At 67.8% G+C, this 16,283-nt stretch carries 5 protein-coding genes and 1 pseudogene; 4 read left to right on the top strand and 2 right to left on the bottom strand.

Annotated features, from left to right (window positions below):
* Positions 1-33: 33 nt before the first annotated feature.
* The 3 genes from M1105_RS02820 to M1105_RS02810 all read left to right on the top strand — a co-directional run bounded on the left by M1105_RS02820 (position 34) and on the right by M1105_RS02810 (position 5,534).
* Entirely contained in the window at positions 34-1,974 is a 1,941-nt protein-coding gene (locus tag M1105_RS02820) for a TRAP transporter permease (RefSeq protein ID WP_249578823.1), read from the top strand.
* Positions 1,971-2,792: an IclR family transcriptional regulator gene (locus tag M1105_RS02815; RefSeq protein WP_249578822.1), complete on the top strand. Its 822-nt coding sequence runs from the start codon at positions 1,971-1,973 to the stop codon at positions 2,790-2,792. The genes M1105_RS02820 and M1105_RS02815 overlap by 4 nt, the downstream gene beginning before the upstream one ends.
* Before the next feature lie 492 nt (positions 2,793-3,284).
* Complete coding sequence (locus M1105_RS02810; RefSeq protein WP_249578821.1) at positions 3,285-5,534, top strand: Ig-like domain-containing protein; 2,250 nt, start codon at positions 3,285-3,287, stop codon at positions 5,532-5,534.
* Positions 5,535-5,603: 69 nt separating this feature from the next.
* Here M1105_RS02810 and M1105_RS02805 read toward each other — a convergent pair whose 3' ends face one another.
* Together M1105_RS02805 and M1105_RS02800 are read right to left on the bottom strand one after the other, a co-directional pair.
* Entirely contained in the window at positions 5,604-11,753 is a 6,150-nt protein-coding gene (locus M1105_RS02805; protein WP_249578820.1) for a beta strand repeat-containing protein, read from the bottom strand.
* A gap of 675 nt (positions 11,754-12,428) precedes the next feature.
* Positions 12,429-14,843: a GcvT family protein gene (locus M1105_RS02800; RefSeq protein ID WP_249578819.1), complete on the bottom strand. Its 2,415-nt coding sequence runs from the start codon at positions 14,841-14,843 to the stop codon at positions 12,429-12,431.
* Between M1105_RS02800 and M1105_RS20765 the strand changes: the two are divergent.
* Positions 14,842-16,086, top strand: a pseudogene (locus M1105_RS20765) (diguanylate cyclase domain-containing protein); the annotation flags it as partial. The gene M1105_RS02800 and the pseudogene M1105_RS20765 overlap by 2 nt on opposite strands.
* Positions 16,087-16,283 lie beyond the last annotated feature (197 nt).

Raw genomic sequence — 16,283 nt, 5'->3', positions numbered from 1 at the left:
GGAGCAGGCGCGCCGAGCCCTGAGCGAGCCCCCATGTCCGAGAATGCAGCCGATACCGCCCCCGCCGCCCTGAGCGGCCCCGCGCGCGCGGTGGTCATCCTCGCCACGCTGGCGGCCGTGGGGCTGGCGATCCATCAGCTTTTCAACCTGCGGATCGCAGGGGTGGTGCTGATCGAGGGTCGCTATCTCTACCTGCTGGGCGGCATCTTCCTTGCCATGGCCTTCCTGGTCTTTCCGCTCGACCGCCGCGCTGGGGCGCGCTGGCACGATTGGGCGCTGGCGGTGGCGGCGGGTGCCGCGGTCGGTTGGTTCGCCTGGACGGCCGAGACGAGCCTCGAGTCGGGATGGGAATACGCGCCGCCCGAGACGGCGCAGTGGCTGTCGGTGCTGGTCTGGGCGCTGATCCTCGAGGCGACGCGGCGCGCGGGGGGAACGGCGCTGTTCGCGATCGTGGTGCTGGTCTCGCTCTATCCGACCTTCGCGGATCGCGTGCCGGACCCGCTCAACGGGTTCTCGCAGCCCTTCTGGGACGCGATCCCCTATCACATCCTGTCGGCCGAGAGCTCGTTCGGCATCCCGATGAAGGCCTTCGGCAACCTCGTGATCGGCTTCATCCTGTTCGGCGCGGTGCTGCAGAAGACGGGGGGCGGCAAGTTCTTCAACGACCTCGCGCTGGCGCTGGTCGGCCGCTACCGCGGGGGGGCGGCGAAGGTCGCGATCTTCGCGAGCGGATTCATGGGGTCGATGTCGGGCTCGGTGATCTCGAACGTGCTGACGACGGGCGCGGTCTCGATCCCGGCGATGAAGAAGACCGGCTTCGAGCCGCGCTATGCCGCGGCGACCGAGGCCTGCGCCTCGACCGGCGGCGTTCTGATGCCGCCGATCATGGGGGCCACGGCCTTCGTGATGGCGTCCTTCCTGTCGCGGCCCTATGTCGAGATCGCGCTGGCGGCGGCGATCCCGTCGCTGCTCTACTACCTCGCGCTGTTCGTGCAGGTCGATGCCTACGCGGCGCGGCGGGGGCTGCGGGGGATGACGCGGGACGAGCTGCCCTCGATGCGCGCGGCGCTGGCCGAGGGCTGGGTCTACATCGCGGTCTTTGCGGTCCTGATCTTCATGATGGTCGGCTGGCGGATCGAGACGCTGGCGCCGTTCTACGCGACCGCGCTGCTGCTGCTGATCAACCAGGCGATCAAGGGGCATCGCTTCACCTGGCGCTCGGCCGGAGATCTTGTCGTCGGGGTGGGGCGCGCGCTGGCCGAGTTGACGGCGGTGCTGCTGGGGGTGGGGCTGATCGTCGGCGCCTTCTCGGCCACCGGGCTCGCGGGGACGCTGGTCAACGATCTGGTGTTCATGGCGGGCGACTCGACGCTGGCGCTGTTGCTCATGGGGGCGCTCACCGCCTTCGTGTTTGGCATGGGGATGACGGTGACGGCGGTCTACATCTTCCTTGCCGTGGTGCTGGCGCCGGCGCTGGAGCAGGCCGGGCTCAACCAGCTCGCGGTGCACCTGTTCATCATCTACTGGGGGATGGTCAGCTTCATCACGCCGCCGGTGGCGCTGGGCGCCTTCGCGGCGGCGACGCTTGCGGGGACCACGCCCTTCCGCGCGGGTTGGGAGGCGATGCGGCTGGGCGGAATCCTCTATGTCGTGCCATTCTTCTTCGTGCTGAACCCCGCGCTGGTGGGGCAGGCGCCGGCGGGCGAGGTGGTGGCGGTGATGGCCACCGCCATCATCGGCGTCTGGTTCATCGGCTCGGCGCTGCAGGGGCATCTGAGCCTGATCGGCGGCTTCGGGCGCAGCGCCGCGGGCTATATGCTGCGGCTTCTGCTGGGGGCCGCGGGCCTCTTCTTCGCTGCGCCGGGGTCGGAGATGATCGGGCTCGGCCACTGGGAGTTGAGCGGCATCGGGCTCTTGCTCGCGGTGGGTCCGATCCTTTATGCCCGGTCGCGCCATCGCGAGGCCGCCGCATGACCCGCACCGACACCACCCGCACCCCCGAGACCGAGGGCGAGGACGGCAAGGACCGCCAGTTCGTCACCGCGCTTGCGCGGGGGCTGTCGATCCTGCGCGCCTTCCGGCCCGGCGAGGTCGCGCTGGGCAACCAGGAGCTGGCCGAGCGCACCGGCCTGCCCAAGCCAACCGTCTCGCGGCTGACCAACACGCTGCGCGAGCTGGGCTACTTGGTCGATCACGGGCGGATGGGCTCGTACTCGCTTGGTCCCGGCGTGCTGGCGTTGGGCTATGCGATGCTGGCGGGGCTGGAGATCCGCGAGCGGGCGCGGCCGATGCTTCAGGCGCTGGCCAACGAGGCGGCCTGTTCGGTGGCGCTGGGCGCGCGGGATCGGCTGTCGGTGGTCTATCTCGATTGCTACCGGGGGCCGGCGACGGTCACGCTGTCGCTCGAGGCGGGGTCGCGCATCCCGCTGGCGACCACCGCGATGGGGCGCGCAATCCTGGCGGTGTTGCCGGCGGGCGAGCGCGACTACCTGATGCGCGCCGCGCGCGAGCGGATGCCCGATGAGTTCCCCGCCATCGAGAAGGGGGTTGCCCGGGCCATCCGCGAGATCGAGACGCAGGGATTCTGCACCTCGTTCGGCGACTGGATGGCGGACGTGAACGCCGTTGGCGTGCCGGTGGTGGCACCCGACGGGCAGCGCATCTACGGGCTGAACTGCGGCGGGCCGTCCTTCTCGACTCCGGTGGAGGCGCTGATCGGGCGCCACGGGCCAAGGCTGGTCGAGATTGGCCGGGAGCTCAGCACGCCGGGGGCGACGGTCGCGCGGGGGTGATCCGCGCCGGTCGCCGCACGACATGTTGTTCCGCCGAAGCATCGCTCCGCGAAATGTGGGTGAAATGCCTCGCGCCGGCGATGCTGGGATGTTAGTTTCGTTTTGGAAATGATTCCGTGTTCCGCCGGGAACCGGCACTCGCTCGAGGCGTTCTAGAGAGAGCCGGGAGCGAGAGTGGCAAGTAGGCTTCCCCCGGCAGAATGAGCAGTGACCAAACCGCGGCAGTGTGCAGCGTCGTTCTCGCGTCACTCCGGAAGGGCCCCGAGCGGCCCATTGGAGTTCAAGAACAGTCGCGGCGGTCGAGAGGCAGTCGACAGGCGTCTTCTCGCAAGATGACGTGATGCATGTGCCCGTTCGGGCGCATGCCTGTGATGTCGCGACCGTGCCGGCACCCTGCCGGCCGCAACCGGTCTGGTGCGATGCACCGGCCGGTGCGCCCGACGACTGCCTCTCCTCCTGGGTCGAACATGCAAGGACGGAGAGAGAGCGGACATGCCGAAGCAGGAAAAGGGCGCGAGGGCCGGGTCGGGCGCCGGCACGACGGTGCTTTCCGGCACGGACGGGGACGACACGCTGGAGGGGTTCGGAGGGTCCTTCCGGCTGGAAGGACAGGACGGCAACGACCTCTATCGCATCGACGACGAGGGCGACGCGGTCGTCGAGCGGCGCAACCGAGGCACCGACACGGTCGAGGCCTCGATCACATACACCCTTCCCAACAATGTCGAGAACTTGGTGCTCACCGGGGCGGCCGACATCGATGGCACGGGCAATGGCGACGACAACGTGATCACCGGCAATTCCGGGGCGAACACGCTGACCGGGCTGGGAGGGGCGGATACCCTGTCGGGCGGCGCGGGGGATGACCTCATCGACGGTGGCGACGGCGAGGACTGGGCGCTGTTCGAGGGCCTTTCCTCCGACTACCGCATCGCGCTGCTGGCGGATGGCAGCGTTCAGGTGGTCCATGCTGCAACCGGCGAGACCGACAGGCTGATCGGCATCGAGCGCCTCGTCTTTGCCGACGGCAGCTTCGCGCCCGACGCGCTGACCGGCCAGCCGCTGGTGGCGCGCGACGACACGGGCGCGACGCTCGAGGACCGCGCGGCGGTGTTCGACGTGCTTGGCAATGACGACGGCACGGGGCTCACGCTCGTCTCGGTGTCCGGCGGCACAATGGGGACGGCCAGCGTGAATGCCGACGGTACGATCGCCTACCGTCCGGATGCCGACGCCTGGGGGACCGACACGCTGACCTACGAGGTCGTCGACGCCACGGGCCAGCGCGCGAGCGCCACGCTCACTGTGACCGTGGCCGCCGTGAACGACGCGCCCATCGCGGCCGACGACGCGGCGCAGGTGGTCGCGGGACAGTCGGTCACCATCGGCGTGCTGGCGAACGATTCCGACCCGGACGGGGACGGGCTCGCCGTGCTCGATGCGGGCGGCGCGGCGGGGGGTACCCTCTCGATCGGGGCGGACGGGCGCATCACCTACACGGCGAGCGCCTCCTTTTCGGGGAGCGACAGCTTTACCTACACCGTCTCGGACGGCAATGGCGGCACGGCAAGCGCGACGGTCAGCGTCTCGGTCGCGTCGGCGGAACCCGCGCCCGCGCCAGAGGAGCCCGCGCCCGCGCCCGCGCCCGCGCCGGAGGAGATGCCCTACTATGTCGCGGCGCTCCTCGAAGACACCTACCGGATGAACTATCCGGACGCCTACGGCACCGCCGACACGGTGACCTTCGCCTTTCTGACCGAAGTACCCGCCTATTATGGCACTGGCAGCTGGGCGGAGAACGGATTCCAGGCCTTCTCCGAGCAGCAGCAGGAGGCGACGCGCGCCGTGCTGGAGTCGATCACCGGCTTCGCCAACATCACTTTCATCGAGGTGACCAACCCCGAGGAGGCGGACATCACCTTCGGGCTGGCCGATCTGGGCGGGGGCGCATGGGCGCTGTCGCCGTCGTCCGACGGGATCGGCACCCAGTCGAACGACATCTGGCTCGACGCCACTGCTGCGGGAGACACCTTCGTCGCCGGAAGCTGGATCTACTCGACCCTGCTGCACGAGACTGGTCACGTCCTTGGCATGGACCATATCTCGAGCACCGAGTTGCCGAGCGACGAGAACAACCGGCAGCACAGCGTGATGTCGGCCAACAAGCCGATATCGCTGAGCGTCGAGCCGCAGACCTACATGCTCTACGACATCGCGACGTTGCAATACATCTACGGCACGAACACGGATACTGCGACCGGCAACGATGTCTACGGCTTCGCCGAGCTCAATACGACGCTGATGACGATCTGGGACGGCGGCGGCCATGACACCATCGACCTGTCGGCGGCGACGTTCGGCGTCTCCATCGACCTGCGCGAGGGAGCCTTCAGCAGCGTGGCGAGCCGTGGCCAGGACACGCTGGCAATCGCCTTCGGAACGGTGATCGAGGATGCGATCGGCGGTGCCTACGCCGACCTGATCACGGGCAACGAGTCGGCGAACCGGCTGACCGGAAACGGCGGTGCCGACACGTTCCAGTTCGCGGCAAACTGGGGCGACGACGTGATCGCCGACTTCACGCGCGGCGAGGACCTGCTCGACTTCTCGCTGGCCGGTCTCGGCTTTGGGGATCTGACGATCACCTCCTCGGGTGGCGACACCATCCTTTCGCATGGCGCCGACAGCGTCGTTCTGGAGGGCGTGTCGTCGCTCGGTCAGGGGGATTTCGTGCTGGCGTGATGGCGCCGGGCGGGGCGGGCGCCGGATGTGACGCCGGCCGCGGCAGCGCCGCGGCCGGCGTCGTCATGCTCACAGGACGAAGTAGTCCGTCCCGTCGATAGTGACCGTGTCGTCGTCGTTGTCGAGCGTGCCGTCGATCCCGGTGCTGAAGGTCGCGGTATCGGTGTCCCCGTCGTGGTCGGCAATCTCGACCGTCCAGTCGAGCGACTGGTCGTCCACCGGCTGCGGAAGGCCGATCGAGAAGTCGAGCAGCCGGATGCCCTTGTTCGCATCGCCCTCGCTGAGCCAGACGCGGACATAGACCGCATCGAAGGACGAGCCGTCATCGAGATGGATTTCGTCGAACGGATCCTCGGCATTGCCGCCGAGGGTGAACCGGGTCGCGGTTCCCGTATCGACCACCGCGTCATCATCTATGATCTGCCAGTCGATGTGATACTCGAGACCCTCCTTGCCGATGCCCTCGACCGCGAAGGAGAGAGACGACATCTCGACGAACGTGTCGTCGGCCGTGCTCATCGTGCCATTGGTGTCCCGCAGGACGGCGTAGAAACCCTCGTTGTGGTTGAACTGCGAGGCCTGGCCGTCCTTGATGCCGAAGCCCTCGGCATCCGGGTTGCCGTCGTCGGCATCGTCGGTCAAGCCGCGATCGTCGATGCCGTCATGCGACTGATCCTGCGTGGGGTCGATCGGGGCCGTTGCGTCGGGGCTCCAGTCGTTGGCTATGAACTGGCTGAACTCCGTCGCGTCGAACAGCAGGCCGTCGAAGTCGACGACCAGCCCGTCACCGCCCACCGGCGGGCTCAGGATCTCCTGCGGTCCGCCCGATTTGATGGCATTGAAGTCGACGGGCTCCTCGGTCGGCGGGGGCGACTCGAACGCTTGCCACGTGTAGGTCCAGTTGGTCGAATCGGCGTCGGTGTCGTCGATGCTCAGACGGAAATACTCGACCAGGCTGCCGCCGACCTCGTCGTCCCCGTCAATCTCGCCGTCGTTGTTGACGTCGCGGAAGTAGCTGACCGACTTGACGTTGGCCTCGGTGTCGTCGTCGGGGACGGCGATGAGGCGCAGGTCGGGCGTCGGCTGGGTGCCGTAGAGGATCTCGGAATCCCACGACGTGATCCGCACGCCGCCGCCGCCGACATTCTCGTCGGTGCCGATCACCGCCTCGAGATTCCGGGTCGCGCTACTGACCTCGCCCGCCGTGCCCGGCTCGGCGAAGTCGATGACCGCGAAGGCGATCTTGTCCTCGTCCCCGGCGGCGACGTCGTCGGCGCCCGCATCGCCGATGTCGGGCATGTCGTCCGCGACTGCATACTGGATGAAGTCGGGCTCGGCCGAGAAGTCGACCTCGGTCCCGTCCGCATCTAGGACCCTCAGGGCCGCCGTGAGCGTGATGACGACGGTTTCCTCCTGGTCGTCGTCGTCCGAGTTGCTCTCGTCGCGGACCTCGGCGGTGGCCTGGTCGAGCTGGTCGATGGCGGTGTAGGTCGCGAGACCCGCAGCCGTCACTGTCCAGGTCCCGACGATCCGGTCGTCCAGGCCCAGCACGCCGTCATTCGAGATCGTGTTCTCGACATAGAGCGTGACCGTGTTCGTCCCGCCATTCACGTCGAACAGCACCGTCTCGCCCTGCGACGTGAGCCCCGTATTCGCCGCGGCGAGGGCCGCCTCGGTCGCTGCCTTCTCGGCCGCGTCGGCGGCCTTCAGCGAGAAGGTGAACGGGTCATCGTAGCCGCCGGTGATCGAGGGCGAGAGGTTGATCTGGTCGGTATGCGCATTGACCGAGTCGTCCTCGTTGAGGCCCACCGACTGTAGATTGTCGATGTCGTCCTCCTCGATGTTCCGGACCTGACCGGGGCCAGCGCTCAGCGCGTCGTCGCGGAAGATCACGGCGCTGCCGATGTTCACGGCGTCGGTGTCGAAATCGCCGTCGCCATCGGTGCTGGTGAGGACCGCCTGCAACGCGTCGTCCGCGATGGCCTGGTCAATGTTCACGCCGCCGACGACCGGGTTGAAGATCGGCAGCATCTGGGCGGTGCTGAGCACGCCCGTCTCGCCGTCGATCATCACCGCGAAGACGACACCATTCAACTGGTTGGCCGTGCCGTCGTCATCGTCGTAGCGACCGACGATCATGTCGACGCCGTCCCAGGTCTCGGCGAACAGCGAGACCTCGCGCGTCTCGCCCGTGGTGTCGCTGATGATCGCCGTCAGGTTGGAAGGCTGGCCCTGAGTCGGGATCGCGAGCGAGAACACGGTCGCATCCGTCAGGGCGGGCCCGTCGGTGCCGAAGTCGTTCACGTCGTCGTCCGGGTCTGCGGGGGTGCCCTCGCCCGTGAGCAGCGTGTCGACCTCGACGACGCCGCCGTCGCTCTGGGCCCATCCCTGAACGGTTGCGCCTGCTGCGAGCGCGAGCGCGGCGAAGGCGGCCGGCAGGCTGCCCAGCGCCTGATCGTCCGATCCGGTGTCGACGCCGGTCGTCTCGTCATGCAGCACCGTGACGCCGGTCTCGCGGATCGCAGCCACCACGCCGTCGTCGTCGAAGGACAGGAAGCTTCCGGCGTCGTCGCCGATCACCACCTGGTCGGCATCCGAGTTCACGTCGCCGTCGCCGTCTGTCACCGTGGTCTCGAGGCGCAGCGACAGCGTCTCGCCGGTGGCGAGCGTCATCACCAGCTCCTCGTCGAAGACCGATGGGTCCTCGCTGCCGTCATGGTCGATCGGCAGCCAGTGGGTGGTCTTGAGCGTCGCGTTCTCAAGGTCGGTGGCGTTCTCGATCTCGATCGTGAAGGCGACATACTCGTTGTCGTCGTTGCCGAGCCCCGCCGTCGTGCCCTCAATCACGCCGTGGACGACAGTGTCGGGGTTGGTCGCGTCGGAGACCAGCCAGATCGTCCGCTGCGCTTCGGTGAGCCCCGAAAGCTCGGGGATGTCGAGCGCGGTCACGACGAGGTTGGTCTCGACCGGATCGCTCGACAGCACGAGGCTGAGCTGGTCCGAACGCCCGTCGCCCGGGTTGGTCCCGCCTTCCTCGTCCGTTCCGAAGTCGCTGGCGGTGACGCCGAAGAGGTCGGCGATCTCGCCCGCCGCTGTCGACAGCACGCCGATCGCGTCGTTGGCCGCAGGCGTCTCGGACGGCGTCGCGGCGGTCTCGTTGGTGACGCCCGCGATGATGACGTCATCGAGGTCGCCGTTGTCGTCCTGCTGGTCCGGATCGTCGTCGGTGACGGGTGCGCCGTTGGTGTGCGGCGGCGCATTGTAGAGATCGGCGCCATCGCGAAGGTTGTCACCATCAGTGTTGGTCGACTCGTCGAGGTTGAGCGCGATGTCGGCGAGTTCGGGATCGTCCGCCTCCACCGCCTCAACGTCCACCAAAGGCCCGTCGTCGTCGAAGTCGAAGGGCGAGCCGGACTGCGTGATCAGATCGCGCGAGGCGCTGTCCGCATCGGTGTCGCCCTCGAAATCGGTCCGCGTTACCGTCAGCTTCAGCTCGACCTTCTCGTCTCCCAGCAGGGTCGCGAGCGTGATCTGCTCGTCGAAGACCGACGGGTTCTCGGTCCCGCCGTTGTCATAGGCGAGGAACTGCTGCACCCGGATCTGCGACGTCGGGTCGGTCGGGTCGAGGATCGCGATCCTCAGCGCGATGTCGCCGGTTGCATTCGTCTCGCGCCCGATGATCTCCCCGCCCTCCAGGAACAGCACCACGGTTTCGCCATTCACCGTCGTGGTCAGGTTGGTCGCGATACCGTTGCCGCCGACCTCGGTGAAGTCGAACTCGAAGAGGTAGTCGAGGGCCCCGCCCGAGCCGTCCGAGCCGTACGAGCCGGACAGGCTGAACAGCGAGCCGATGCCGCCCGCCGCCGTGGTGTCGAGCTGGCCGATCGGGGTGAGACCATTGAAGTCGGTCACCGTGTCGTCGAAGGCGCCGTTGTTGTCCTGCTGGTCAGGGTCGTCCGCCGTGACGGGTGCGCCGTTGGTGTGCAGCGGATTGTAGCGATCCGTTCCGATGGTCTCGTCAAGATTGACGCCGAGCGCCGTGTCAACGTCGACCGCGGATGCGGACACGACCTGATGCGGGCCGTCGTCGTCGAACGAGATGTCATTCGTGATGTCGGCGATCGCGGTCTTGCTTTCGCTGTCGTCGTCGCCGTCCACGATCGTCTTGTCGCGCTGCACGCCCAGGTAGGCGTCGGTCTCGGTGATCGACAGGACGAGGTTCTCGTCATGCAGCGCGTTGTTGCCATGCAGGATCGGCAGGTTATGCGTGACCTTGACATAGGCGGTCGCGGGGTCGGAGCTGGTCAGCTCGATGATGAAGGCGATATTCGCCGTGACCGTCGTGTCGGTCTCGCCATCGACCATGCCGTATACCTTGCCGCCCGACAGCACGAGATCGATGCTGTCGTCGGTGAACGCACCGGCGGCATCCGAGACGCTGAGATCCGTCGCCAGTTCCGTCACCGGCGTGCCGGAGCCGTCGATCAGGACCAGTTGCACGGTGTCCGAGGGCGACTGTCCGGCCGCGTTCGTCGGTGCGCCATTGAGGTCGGTGTCGAAGGTCGACGTGGTGTTGAACAGCGATCCCACCGTCTCGTTGGACGTGACCTGGCCGATGGCACCTGCGGGCAGGACGCCCCCTTCGTCGTCGTCTGCATTGTCGTCGCCAGCCGCGGCCTCGGCCGCGTCGGCGTAGCGGTCATCGATGTCCTCGCCCACGCCGGGCAGGTCTGCCCCGATGGTCTCGTCGAGCTCGAGCCCCGTGAGCGAGTTGCCGTTCGCGCTCAGCGTCAGGGTCGGGCCCGCATCGTCGAGCTGGAAGATGTTGAGCGGCTGCGCGGTGTCGTTGGAATCGCTTGTCGTGAAGCCGCCGATGTCGCCCTTGTTGCCACCGCCCGCGTCCGGGTCGACCCTGGAGGTCACCGTGGTGTACATCCGCGAGAACGTGTTGAGGCCGGTGCCGACGGTTGTGAAGTCGTCCTTCAGCAGGCCCATCACCTCGACGCCGCCATTGGCCTCGTTGGGAGTTGTCGCGCCCCAGTTGCTCGGGGTGAAATCGACGGTGATCGTGCGGCCGAAGTCGGTGTAGGTGAGAAGCCCGGTTATTGCGTTCGCATCGGCCCTGTCGAAGGTGATCGAGCCGCCGCCCGCGAGGTCGACGGTCACGCTCACGATCTGGACGGCCACGTCGTTCTGGAGCTCGGTCGAGAAGAAGTCGGCCCCGCCATCCTCCGCAGGACCGAGACCAGCGGCTGCCGCCGCGATGAGCACGCTCATCGTGCCGAAGTCCTGGGCGATCTTGAACGTCGCCTCGTCGATGTTGTCCAGCGCGCTGTAGGCGATGTTGTTGATGTCCTTGGCCTGCTGGTTGGTCAGGTCGTCGGGAAGAAGGAAGCTGCCCGTCCAGTTCGCCACGAAGGTCGCGACGAGCGTCTCGCCCGGATCGGCCTGCTGGTTCGCCCAGCCGAAGGCGGTGGGATCTGTCTTCGAGGAGTTGAGCTTGTTGAGTTCATAAAGTCCGGTGATCAGCAGCACTTCGCCGCCGCTGAACGCGGGAGCCGCCTGGAACAGGACATTCGTGGCCGGGTTGTCGCCGAAGTTGAAGCCGCTGACTTCCGAGGCGCTGATGCCGATGAAGTTGTCGAAGCTGATCGTGTTGTCCGGATCGTCGGACGAGGCCAGGGTGTCCCGGATCGCCTGGAAGGTGACGATCGCGAAGCTGAGTTCCTTCTCGCCATCCGTGGCATCGGCGTCGGCGACCTTCATGTAGGCCGCGAAGGCGAGATCGCCGCCAGCATCGACGCCAAAGACGACCTGACCCTCGAGCGCCCCCGCCATGCCGTCGTAGTCGCCGAACAGGTAGACGGCCTGCTCGCCATCGGTCGTGACGATGGTCGTCAGATGGCCGGTCGTCGGGTCGGTCACTCCGGGGTCGTAGTTCGTGAGCGCGACCGCCGTGCCGGTGCCGCTGTTCCAGCCCGTGAGCGAGAGATCGGTCAGCGAGCCCTCGAAGCTGACGGTCATGAAATTGGTCTCGCCAGCAATCCGGCCGCCGGATGCGAAGTTCGGGTCGAGGCCGAGCGTGGTGAACAGGAGAGTGTCGAAGGCCGGGAATGCTGCTGCGAAATTGACTTTCAAGATATCGTCATCGGTTTCGCCGGAGCTTTCGTCCAGGACGATCTTCGTGTTCGACAGATCGGTGAATTCGAAGGTGGCCATGTCATCCATCCATCACTTGCTCTGACAAAGTCAGAGTGGTTGCCATCGATCATCACGATCTGACGGTTGATACGAATAAAAATCCGATTTCTTTTGCCGAAAATGACGGCGAATCTCGGTTCATTGGCGGCTTGATGATATTAAAAGTCTCAATTAAATTAAGATAGTATTGTAGAACAATTGGAGATCTGACTATCTTTACGATAGCATTGGAGAGGTTATTCATGATGACCGCCTCTCATGTTCCGGTGGCGCTCGTGGGAACGAGGCCGGGAGCCTCCGTCGAAGGCCGGAACAGCGGCACGCAGATGCTCACTCTCCCGCAAACCATTGCGGCGGAGACGACAATCTCGAAGCCTGTCGAGTTTCTCGTTGGGGGGGCGTAGCGGCCCCGCCATGCGCGAACAGCAATCTGCTCGATCAATTCAGCCTTATTATTACCACAATTTGACAACCGTAGCAATATGTGACGGATAGATACTCAACTATAGGTTGATAATGGAGCAACCATGTCCCGGAAGTGGACGCCCCTGGGAGCTCGCGTTTCGCGCGGCGTAAGCCTGACAGGGCCGGCGTGACGGCCGTGACCGCCTCGCCCGCATCCCAGCGCGGCCAACGGGGTCTCCGCTCACTGGCTTGGGCGAGCCGCGATCATGTGGGCGAAAAGCGGACCGCTCAGCCGCGCATGCGTGCGCCTTCGGGGTCGAACAGCGGGCGGGTGATGACGCGGGCCGGGCGGCGCTCGCCAAGAATGTCGATCTCGACGGCGCGGCCCTCCTCGATCAACCCGGCAGGAAGGAAGCCGTTGGCGACCGACTTGCCCACGTAATGCGCGTAGCCGCCCGAGGTGCAGAAGCCGGCGAGGGTGCCGTCCACCCGGATGGGCTCGTCCGCAACCACGTCGGCGTCCAGCGCGTCGACCACCATGACGCAGAGCCGGCGCTCCGGCCGCTCGGCCTTCTCGCGCAGGGCCGCGGCCTTGCCGATGAAGTCGGCGGGCTTGTTGTACGCCGTGAAGCGGTCGAGCCCGGTTTCGGCCGGCATGTAGTCGGGGCGGAACTCGCGCATCCAGCTGCCAAAGCCCTTTTCCAGCCGCAGGCTCATCATCGCGCGCATGCCGAAGGGCTTGAGGCCGAGGTCCCGCCCCGCGTCGGCAAGGCGGTGGTAGAGCGCGACCTGTTCGGCCGCGGGGACGTAGATCTCGTAGCCGAGATCGCCGGTGTAGCTGACGCGCTGCACAATGGCGCGCGAGGTGCCGATCTCGAACTCGCGCACCGCCATGAAGGGAAAGGCCGCGGTCGAGACATCGCCTCGCGCGACGCGCCCCAGCAGCTCGCGCGCGTTCGGCCCCGCGATCTGGAAGCCGATGCGCTCGAGCGAGACGTCGCGGATTTCGACGCCATCCTCGAGATGGGCGAGGAACCAGCGCATGTGGAAGGCGCGTGCGCCGAACGAGGCGGTGAGCTGGAAGCGCCCTTCGGCCAGCTTCGTCACGGTGAAGTCGCCGATGATCTTGCCCTTGGGACTGAGCATTGGCGTGAGCGTCAGGCGGCCCGCCTTCGGCATCCGGCCCGCCATGGTCCGGTCGAGCCAGGCTTCGGCGCGCGGCCCCGTCACCTCGTACTTGCCGAAGTTGTGGATCTCGTTGATCCCCACAGCCTCGCGCACGGCGCGGCATTCCTCGGCCACGATGGCGTGGGCGTTCGAGCGGCGGAAGCTGGGCGTCTCGGCCCGCGGCTCGCCCTCGGGGGCGAAGTAGTTGACGTGCTCGAGGCCATAGCCGTGCCCCCAGACCGCGCGCTGGGCGTCCCAGATGCCCCAGGCGGGGGTGCAGTGGTGTGGGCGCCCGGCCGGCAGATCCTCGTTGGGATAGGAGATCGAGAACCGGCGTTGGTAGTTCTGGCGCACGCAGGCGCGGGTATAGCCGGGCGTGATCCAGTCGCCGAAGCGGGCGACATCCATGGCGAAGCAGTCGCGCTCGGGCTCGCCCTCGACCATCCATTGCGCGAGCGCGAGCCCCACGCCGCCGCCCTGGCTGAAGCCCGCCATCACCGCGCAGGCGGTCCAATAGCCCGGCAGGCCCGGCACGGGGCCCACCAGCGGGTTGCCGTCGGGCGCGAAGGTGAAGGGGCCGTTGATCACGCGCTTGATGCCCGCGCGCTCCAGCACCGGGAACCGGCGGAAGGCGAACTCGAGGCTCTCGCCGATGCGGTCGAGCTGGTCCGGCAGGAGTTCATGGCCGAAGCCCGACGGCGTGCCGCCCTCGGCCCAGAGGTCCATCGCCTGCTCGTAGAAGCCGATGACGAGGCCGCGGCCCTCCTGGCGCAGATAGCTCTCGCCGGCGGGGTCCATCACGTGAGGCAGCTCCGAGGGCAGGTCATAGACCTCGGGCGTCTCCTCGGTGACCAGATACTGGTGCTCGACCGGGTGCAGCGGCAGGTAGATCCCCGCGAGCGCCCCGACCTCGCGCGCCCAGAGGCCGGCTGCGTTGACGATGTGCTCGCAGGTCACGGTGCCCGCCTCGGTCACCACGTCCCAGCCGCCGCCGGGGCGCGGGCGGGTGGCGAGGACCGGCGTTCGCAGCACGATCTCGGCCCCGGCCATGCGCGCGGCCTTGGCATAGGCGTGAGTCGTGCCCGAGGGGTCGAGATGGCCGTCGAGCGGATCGTAGAGCGCCGCGAGGACGCCCTCGGTGTTGGTGATGGGCGAGAGTTCGCGGATCTCCTCCGGTCCCACGATCCGGGTCTCGAGGCCCATATAGGCGTGCTTGGCATGCTCGGCCTTGAGGAAGTCCAGCCGGTCGCGGTCGCAGGCCAGCGTCAGGCCGCCCACATGGTGCAGCCCGCAGGACATGCCGGTGATCGCCTCGAGCTCGCGGTAGAGCCGGATCGTGTAGCCCTGCAACGCCGCCATGTTGGTGTCGGCATTGAGCGTGTGGAAGCCGCCCGCGGCGTGCCATGTGGACCCGCTGGTCAGTTCAGACCGCTCGATCAGCATCACGTCGGTCCAGCCGAGCTTGGTCAGGTGATAGAGCACCGAGCAGCCGACGACGCCGCCCCCGATCACGACGACACGCGCATGGCTTTTCATGGTCCGGCTCCCTGTGGCTTGCCGCAGTCAGAACAGGGGGGCGCGGCGCTGTCTACCCGGACGCGCGACAGGCGGCGTCGCAAACCGATCCTTTCCGGCCGGGCGCAGCATGGTGCCCGTGGCCGGATGCGAGGGTGGCGTGGGCTGGGTGAGCGACATGGGCGGGCAGAAGGGCGTGGCAGAGAGGCTCGAGGCCGAGCCTCGGGCCTTGCAGCGGCGCATGGGCGCGGTGCTTGGGGCATCCGCCGCGATCCTCGTGACGATCGCGTTTACCGATTTCGTGGTGACGCGCTGGGCGGGCACTTTGGCCGCGCGCGAGGCGCAGGTGGCGGCGCTGCTGCTGGAACAGCAGGCGCTCGCGGGGCAGGTCCTGCAGGCGGGGGCCTACGGCGACGCGGCCAGCGGGGCGCTTCGGCGGTTCGCCGCGAATCGCCATGCCCTGAGCGAAGGCGATGCCGCGCGCGGCCTCGTTCGGCCGGGCACGGACGAGGTCGCGGCGATACTGTTCCGCGCGCCGCACCATCTTGCGCAGGCCATGGCGAAGTTCGAGCGCGCCCCCGGTGCCGACCCGGCCGCGAAGCGCGCGATGATGGGCGCGCTGGCGATGGCGCATGAGCGCCAGAGCGCCGGCGCGGCGGGAATCGCCCGGCTGCGCGACCGGCTCGACGCGGCTTTCGCGGTGGCCTTCCTCGTGTCGCTGGCCGGGATCATGCTGGGGCTGGTGCGGCCCATAGTGCTGGCCGTCGTCTCGCAGATGCGCCGCCTGATCGCGGCGCACGACGCCGTGCAGCACGCGGCGTTCCACGATCCGGCGACGGGCCTGCCGAACCGAGACAGCCTGATGTTGCAGCTCGATCTTGCGCTGGGCGATCCGGGGCTCGATGGCCAGATCCTTGGCCTCGTCGAGGTGCAGCTCATGCGCTTCGAGCACGAGACCGGCGCGCTCGATCACGACGCGGGGCAGGCGGCGCTGCGCGAATGCGCGGCGCGGCTGGCGGCGATGCGGCAGGGCGACGACATCGTGGCGCGGCTCGACGGGGCGGCGTTCGCGGCCGTCTTCACCGATGTGCTCGACGACGCGGAGCTCGAGCAGCGCGCCCGGCAGGTCGCGGCGCGCCTGTCCGAGCCGGTGGTGGTGGGCGGCCGGTCCCTCGATCTCGGCGCGACGGTCGGCGCGGCTGCGGCGACGGGCGGGCGGATGCTGGCGGCACAGGCGGCGGGCGCGGCGCGGCAGGCCATTGCGCGCGCGCGGCGCGGCAGGCCATTGCGCGCGCGCGGCGCGCGGGTGCCGGCAATGTCGAGGTGCTGGGGTCCTCGATGGTCCGGAGTCTCGTGTCCGCCCCGGATGCCATCGCGCCGGAGAACGACAGGGCGGCGCGCCGCAGCGCGCGATGGCGCAGGGCCGGGTAGGGGGCGGACCCGCCCCATGGGTCCTGATTT

The sequence above is a fragment of the Thermohalobaculum sediminis genome (genome assembly GCF_023487995.1).
Lineage (GTDB): Bacteria > Pseudomonadota > Alphaproteobacteria > Rhodobacterales > Rhodobacteraceae > Thermohalobaculum > Thermohalobaculum sediminis.
The sequence above is the reverse complement of the archived record's forward strand: the minus strand, read 5'-3'. Positions and strand labels throughout refer to the sequence as shown.

Coding starts and splice junctions, on each gene's coding strand:
- M1105_RS02820 (WP_249578823.1), top strand. CDS start 34: ATGTCCGAGAATGCAGCCGATACCGCCCCCGCCGCCCTGAGCGGCCCC.
- M1105_RS02815 (WP_249578822.1), top strand. CDS start 1,971: ATGACCCGCACCGACACCACCCGCACCCCCGAGACCGAGGGCGAGGAC.
- M1105_RS02810 (WP_249578821.1), top strand. CDS start 3,285: ATGCCGAAGCAGGAAAAGGGCGCGAGGGCCGGGTCGGGCGCCGGCACG.
- M1105_RS02805 (WP_249578820.1), bottom strand. CDS start 11,753: ATGGCCACCTTCGAATTCACCGATCTGTCGAACACGAAGATCGTCCTG.
- M1105_RS02800 (WP_249578819.1), bottom strand. CDS start 14,843: ATGAAAAGCCATGCGCGTGTCGTCGTGATCGGGGGCGGCGTCGTCGGC.